The 6,415-nt window shown below is 72.4% G+C and carries 6 protein-coding genes; all 6 read left to right on the forward strand.

What is annotated here, in order from left to right; translation table 11 throughout:
• Positions 1 to 16: 16 nt before the first annotated feature.
• Positions 17 to 1,471: a type II and III secretion system protein family protein gene (locus tag WDZ95_RS21055; protein ID WP_425781402.1), complete on the forward strand. Its 1,455-nt coding sequence runs from the start codon at positions 17 to 19 to the stop codon at positions 1,469 to 1,471.
• Between the two features lie 23 nt (positions 1,472 to 1,494).
• Positions 1,495 to 3,189 carry an ATPase, T2SS/T4P/T4SS family gene (locus WDZ95_RS21060; protein WP_425781404.1) on the forward strand — a complete coding sequence of 565 codons (1,695 nt, stop codon included), beginning with the start codon at positions 1,495 to 1,497 and terminating at the stop codon, positions 3,187 to 3,189.
• A gap of 5 nt (positions 3,190 to 3,194) precedes the next feature.
• Positions 3,195 to 4,049, forward strand: a complete 855-nt coding sequence (locus tag WDZ95_RS21065; protein WP_287469614.1) for a type II secretion system F family protein — start codon at positions 3,195 to 3,197, stop codon at positions 4,047 to 4,049.
• Between the two features lie 7 nt (positions 4,050 to 4,056).
• Entirely contained in the window at positions 4,057 to 4,935 is an 879-nt protein-coding gene (locus tag WDZ95_RS21070) for a type II secretion system F family protein (protein ID WP_425781406.1), read from the forward strand.
• Between the two features lie 5 nt (positions 4,936 to 4,940).
• Positions 4,941 to 6,164: a DUF192 domain-containing protein gene (locus WDZ95_RS21075; protein ID WP_425781408.1), complete on the forward strand. Its 1,224-nt coding sequence runs from the start codon at positions 4,941 to 4,943 to the stop codon at positions 6,162 to 6,164.
• A gap of 5 nt (positions 6,165 to 6,169) precedes the next feature.
• Positions 6,170 to 6,415, forward strand: a 246-nt coding sequence (locus WDZ95_RS21080) for a hypothetical protein (RefSeq protein ID WP_425781410.1), incomplete at its 3' end; no start/stop codon positions are given.

Raw genomic sequence — 6,415 nt, forward strand, 5'->3', positions numbered from 1 at the left:
TCTCACGGACCTTCCCATGCCGCATGTGCCCCGCACCGCGCCGCTGCTCGCCGCGCTGGTTCTGTTGCCATGGCCGCCGCTCGCGCGGCCGGCCGACACGCTCTATGCCGACAGCCCGCCGCCGCGCATCGGCGCGGCGCCCCCCACCCGCCGTGCCGCGCGGCCCGTGCGCCCCGCTTACGCACCCATCCGCGAGACCGAGAGCGAGGCCGCCGACGTGGCGGAAATCGAGATGTTCGTCGGCGAGTCGCGCGTGTTCCCCACGCCGGGCGTGGCGCGCATCGCGGTGGGCAACGGCAGCCTGCTCACGGCCGCCGCGCTCGACGACCGCGAGGTGATCCTGTTCGCCAACGGCGCGGGCACCTCGTCGCTGTTCGTGTGGAACGCCGACGGTCGGCACCAACGCATCAAGGTCCACATCGTCGCGGGCGACGTCGGCCGCGTGGCGCGCGAGGTCGCGGCCTTCCTGGGCGCCATCCCCAACGCGCGCGCCTCGGTGATCGGCGACAAGGTGATCGTCGAAGGCGAGCAGCTCTCCGACCTCGACCTCGCGAAGATCGAGGTGCTGGCCAAGACCTACCCGCAGATCGTCAACTTCACCAACCGCCTCGGCTGGGAGCAGATGGTGCTGCTGGACGTGAAGGTGGTCGAGTTCCCCGTCAACGAGCTGCGCGAGATCGGGCTGAAGTGGACGGCCATGGGCGGCGCGGCCGTGGGCGGCATCTGGTCGCCCGGGCACCGCGGCGCGGTCGCGCCCTACCAGATCGGCGTGCCCTCGGGCACCAACGGCCTGCCCATCACCAACGCCGACGGCTCGGCCAGCGGCATTCCCGTGCCGCGCGCGCTCACCCTGCTCAGCGCGGTCAATGCGGGCCTGGGCGCGCAGCTCAACCTGCTGCTGCAGAACGGCCACAGCACCGTGCTCGCCGAGCCGCAGCTGTCGGCGCGCAACGGCGCCAAGGCGAGCTTTCTCGCGGGCGGCGAATACCCGTACACCGTGTCCACGGTCAACGGGCCCACGGTGCTGTTCAAGCCCTACGGCGTGCGGCTCGACATCCAGCCGCGCGTCGACGCGAGCGGCGTGATCCGCGCGACCGTCGAGACCGAGGTGAGCCAGATCGATCCCTCGGTGAGCACGCCCGCGGGGCCGGCGCTGCTGTCGCGCAAGACCAGCACCGAGTTCAACGTGCGCGACGGCCAGACCCTGGTGCTCAGCGGCCTGATCCAGCGCGAGCAGGCCGGCCAGGTCGACAAGGTGCCGCTGCTGGGCGACCTGCCCGTGCTCGGCGCGCTGTTCCGCTCGCGGCGCTTCCAGAACAAGGAGACCGAGCTGGTCGTCTTCGTCACGCCCACCGTGGTCGACGCGCACACGCCCGCGCTGGCCGAGCGCGTGCAGCGCACCGGCGAGCGCCTGCGCTCGCAACTGGGCCCGCCGCCGCACCTGAGCGAGCCCTTGCAGCCCCTTCCCTGAGCCCCCATCCCCTGGAGACCCCCATGTTGGAGATACAGATCGAGTTCCCCGACGGCAGCCAGCACACGCTGCAGGCGCCCGACGATTGCGGCATCGGCAAGGGTGCGCACAACGAGGTGCGGCTCGACAGCTGGCGCGTGGGCAAGGAGCACGCACGGCTGTTCGCCACGCCCGCTGGGTTGCTGATCGAAGACATGGGCGCGCTCGGCGGCGTGCTGGTCAATGGCAGCCGCATAGCCGCGCAGCACGGTCCGCTGCAGCCACACGATGTGATCGGCATCGGCCCGTTCCGGCTGCGGGTGTCGCAGCGCGCGGCGGCGCCCGCGCCAGCGGTCGAGGCCGCTGCGCCGCAAAGTGCCCCCCCGCCGTGTCCGGTGCCCGACGCCACGCCCACGCCTGCGCCCGCCTCGGACCGCGAGACCCTTCAGCGCGGCTTCGAATGGCGCCGGCGCATCCACGGCAAGCTGATCGACACCATGGACCTGCGCCGCCACGACGTGTCCGCCATGAGCGACGAGCGCCTGCGCCGCGAAACCGAGAGCCTCTTGCGCCAGATCCTGGCCGAGCTCGACCCCGAGATCCCGCCCGACATCGACCGCGTGCTGCTGTGCCGGCAGGTGCTCGACGAGGCCATCGGCCTGGGGCCGCTCGAAGCCCTGCTGGCCGACGAGGGCGTGACCGAGATCATGGTCAACCGCCACGACGAGATCTACATCGAACAGGCCGGCCGCCTGCGGCGCCACCCGCTGAGCTTCACGGGCGACCGCGCGGTCATGGGCGTCATCGAACGCATCGTGGCGCCGCTGGGCCGGCGCATCGACGAGTCCTCGCCCATGGTGGACGCGCGGCTCAAGGACGGCTCGCGCGTGAACGCCATCATCCCGCCGCTGGCGCTCAAGGGCGCCTGCCTCACCATCCGCAAGTTCGCGCGCCACAAGCTCACCGCCGACGACCTCGTGCGCTTCGGCTCCATCAGCCCCGCGATGGCGCGCTTCCTCGAGGTCTGCGTGGTGGCGCGCAAGAACGTGGTGGTCTCGGGCGGCACCGGCTCGGGCAAGACCACGCTGCTCAACATCCTGTCCAACTTCATCCCCGCGGGCGAGCGCATCGTCACGGTCGAAGACGCGGCCGAGCTGCGGCTGCACCACGAGCACCTGGTGAGCCTCGAATCGCGGCCCGCGAACGCCGAGGGCAAGGGCGCGGTGCCGATCCGCGAGCTCGTGCGCAACACGCTGCGCATGCGGCCCGACCGCATCGTGGTGGGCGAATGCCGCGGCGGCGAAACCCTGGACATGCTGCAGGCCATGAACACGGGCCACGACGGCTCGCTCACCACGCTGCACGCCAACACGCCGCGCGACGCGCTCGCGCGGCTCGAAACCATGGTGCTCATGGCCGGCATGGACCTGCCGCTCACGGCCATCCGCGAGCAGGTGGCCTCGGCCGTGCACCTGATCGTGCAGCAGACGCGCTTCGCCTGCGGCTCGCGCCGCGTCACCAGCATCACCGAGGTCTGCGGCATGGAAAGCGGCAAGCTGCAGCTGCAGGAGCTGTTCCGCTTCGAGCCCCAGGGCTATGGCGGGCCCGACGGCCGCATGCGCGGGCACTTCACGGGCTGCGACGCCGTGCCCTCGTTCTACGAAACCCTGCGCGCCCTGGGCCAGGCGCCCGCGCTCGACATCTTCAAGCCGGTGACCGCGCCGGTGCACGAGGGCTGAGCGCGATGAATGCCCGCCTGTGGCTCATCACCGCCGTGGTGGCGGTCTCGGCCGCGCTGCTGGCCTGGTTCGTGATCGACGTCGGCACCGGTTCGCTCGCGCGTTACCGCGCCGCCTTCACCGAACGCACGCGCTTCCAGGCGCAGGAGTTCTTCCTGTTCATCGAGCCGCAAAAGCTCTTCGTGGCCAACCTCGCGGTGATGGCCCTGGGTGCGCTGCTCACCTGGTTGCTCACCGGCAGCGCGTGGCTGGCGCTGCCCGCGTTCTTCGCGCTGGCCCTGCTGCCGCGCTGGGTGTACGCCACGCTGCGCGCGCGCCGCCTGCGCTGCTTCGAGCACCAGCTGCCCGACGCGCTGATGATGCTCGCGGGCGGCATGCGCGCGGGCGTGGGGCTGACCTCGGCGCTGCAGCAACTGGTGGCCGAAAGCGCCCCGCCCCTGGCCCAGGAGTTCGCGCTGCTGCTGCGCGAGCAGCGCCTGGGCGTGACGCTCGAACAGGCGCTGACGCACCTGGCGCGGCGCATGCCCACGCCCACCACCACGCTGGTGGTCTCGGCCATGCGCGTGGCCACCGAAACCGGCGGCGCCCTGGCCGAAACGCTGGAGCGCACATCGCACACGCTGCGCGCGCGCCTGCAGATGGAGGGCAAGATCGGCGCGCTCACCGCCCAGGGCCGGCTGCAGGCCTGGGTGGTGGGCCTGCTGCCGCTGCTGCTCATGGCCGTGCTCAACCGCATGGAGCCCGAGGCCATGGCGCTGCTGTGGCACACGCCCCTGGGCTGGGGCACGCTCGCGCTCATCGGCGTGCTCGAGGTGCTGGGCATCGTGGTGATCCGCCGCATCGTCGCCATCGACGTCTGAGCCCGCCATGCTGACCCTGATCGCCCTGGGTTTCGCCGTGCCGGTGGCGCTGATCGCTTGGGTGCTCGCGCGCGCCGCGGCCGCCGTGCCCGATGAAAACCGCCAGTACAAGGACACGCCCCCCATCGGCTTTCGCCTCGTGTGGTGGCCCATCCAGTGGATCAGCCATTACCTGGAGCCCCTGCTCGCCGACCGCGCACAGGGCGCGCTCGCCGCGCGGCTGCGCAAGGCCGGGCTCGACTACACCATCCACCCCGCGCAGTTCGTGGCCGCGCGCACCGTGGGCGCGCTCGCGGTCGCGGCGCTCGCGGCCTGGGGCGTTCACGCGATCGCGCCCGCGCGGCCCCCACTGCTGCTGCAGGCCCTGCCCGCGGGCGCGCTGCTGGGCTGGCTCTGGCCGGGCCTGTGGCTGCGCGACCGGCTCCAGGCGCGCCAGCGCGAATTGCTCAAGACGCTGCCGTTCTTTCTCGACCTCATCACCCTGTGCGTCGAGGCCGGCCTGAACCTGCAGGGCGCGCTGGTGCAGGCCGTGGCCAAGGGCCCGCCCGGTGTGCTCAACGACGACATCCAGCGCGTGCTGCGCGACATTCGCGCCGGCAAGCCGCGCGCCGAGGCGCTGCGCGCCATGGCGCAACGCCTGGACGAGCCCGTGGTGGGCCACTTCGTGACCGCGGTGGTGCAGGCCGAGAGCATGGGCATGAACCTCGGGCCGGTGCTGCGCGCACAAGCCGACCAACGCCGCAGCGAACGCTTCCTGCGCGCCGAAAAGCTCGCCATGGAAGCGCCCGTGAAGATGCTCTTCCCGCTGCTGGCCTTCATCTTTCCCTGCACCTTCATCGTGCTGTTCTTCCCGATCGCGATGAAGTTCATGCATTCGGGCCTGTGAGCGCCATGGCCGCCCCCCGAACCCGCGCCGTGCTGCACACCGCCACCGGCCGGCACCCCCTGCACCTGCATCTGGCCGACCGCTTTCTGTCGCGCGCGCGTGGCCTCCTGTTCGCGCCGCCGCTGCCCGATGGCCAGGGCCTGCTGCTGTTGCGCTGCGCCAGCGTGCACACCGGCTTCATGCGTTCTTCGATCGACGTGGTCTACCTCGATGCCGGCGGTGCGGTGCTGCGCTGCGTGCCCGACCTGGCGCCCTGGCGCCTGAGCGCCTGCGGCCCGCTGCCGCGGGGCCGCGGCCGGCACACGCTCGAACTGGCCGCGGGCAGCATCGAGCGCCTGGGCCTGCGCCCCGGCGACCGGCTCGAACACCCGCTGTTCGCCACCGGCCTGCCGCGCCCTTCACGCCCGCACACGCCGCGGCGCGAACGCGGGGCGACCCTGGTGGAGTTCACCGTGGTGGGGCCGGTGATCACGCTGCTGGGCCTGGCGCTGCTGCAATACGGCCTGCTGTTCTTCGCGCGCAATGGCTTCAACCACGCGGCCTTCATGGCCGCGCGGGCGGGTGCGGTGGGCAACGCCAGCCTGGCCAGCGTGCAGGCGGCTTACGTGCGCGCGCTGGTGCCGCTGTACGGCGGCGGCCGCGACAGCGCGGAGCTCGCGCAGGCCCATGCGCGGGCCGCGGCCGACGTGGCGGCCCACACCCGCATCGAGCTGCTCAACCCCAGCCGCGCCAGCTTCGACGACTGGAACGACCCCGCGCTGCAGCGCGCGCTGGGGCAGGGCCGGCGCGTCATTCCCCACGCGAACCTGGCCTTCAGGAACCCGGCCGAGGTGCGTGCGTCTTCGGGCCAGAACATCCACGACGCCAACCTGATCCGGCTGCGCATCACCCAGGGCTACGCGCCCCCGGTGCCGCTGGTGCGCCAGCTCTACAGCCAGTACCTGCGCTGGCAGGACCCGGGCACCGACGCCTTCCGCACGCAACTGATCGCGGCCGGGCGCATTCCCATCGTGACGCACGTGACCCTGCAGATGCAGTCCGATGCGATCGAGCCCGACACGCCCTCGACGCAGCCCGCGGGCGAGGGCGGCGGCACGCCGGCCGGCGGTGGCGGTGCCGGTGCCGGTGGTGGTGAGGATGGGGGTGGGGGTGGTGCGGACCCCGGCCCGTCCGATGGCGCTGGCGACCCGGGTGGGGGCGGTTCGGCCGTGTGTGGCGTAGCGGGGTGAGCACCATGAAACGGACCATCGCCTTGCTGGCCCTGCTGCTGTGCACGGCCCTGGCGGCCCACGCCGCGTGCGACCCCACCCAGATGTGCTGCGCCGGCGGCGACGGCGCGGGCCTGGGCAGCCCCTGCGGCGGCGCGGGCGTGGCCACGCTGGGCAATGCCTCGGGCACCGACCAGGGCGTGGGCAACCCCATCCACGTCATCGGCGGCAACAAACACCAGCGCGAGGTCGACATGGCCGCGCTGCCCGGT

Origin of the sequence: Hydrogenophaga sp. T2, assembly GCF_049843535.1 — a bacterium.
Lineage (GTDB): Bacteria > Pseudomonadota > Gammaproteobacteria > Burkholderiales > Burkholderiaceae_C > Hydrogenophaga > Hydrogenophaga crocea.

Coding starts and splice junctions, on each gene's coding strand:
- WDZ95_RS21070 (WP_425781406.1), top strand. CDS start 4,057: ATGCTGACCCTGATCGCCCTGGGTTTCGCCGTGCCGGTGGCGCTGATC.
- WDZ95_RS21055 (WP_425781402.1), top strand. CDS start 17: ATGCCGCATGTGCCCCGCACCGCGCCGCTGCTCGCCGCGCTGGTTCTG.
- WDZ95_RS21065 (WP_287469614.1), top strand. CDS start 3,195: ATGAATGCCCGCCTGTGGCTCATCACCGCCGTGGTGGCGGTCTCGGCC.
- WDZ95_RS21060 (WP_425781404.1), top strand. CDS start 1,495: ATGTTGGAGATACAGATCGAGTTCCCCGACGGCAGCCAGCACACGCTG.
- WDZ95_RS21075 (WP_425781408.1), top strand. CDS start 4,941: ATGGCCGCCCCCCGAACCCGCGCCGTGCTGCACACCGCCACCGGCCGG.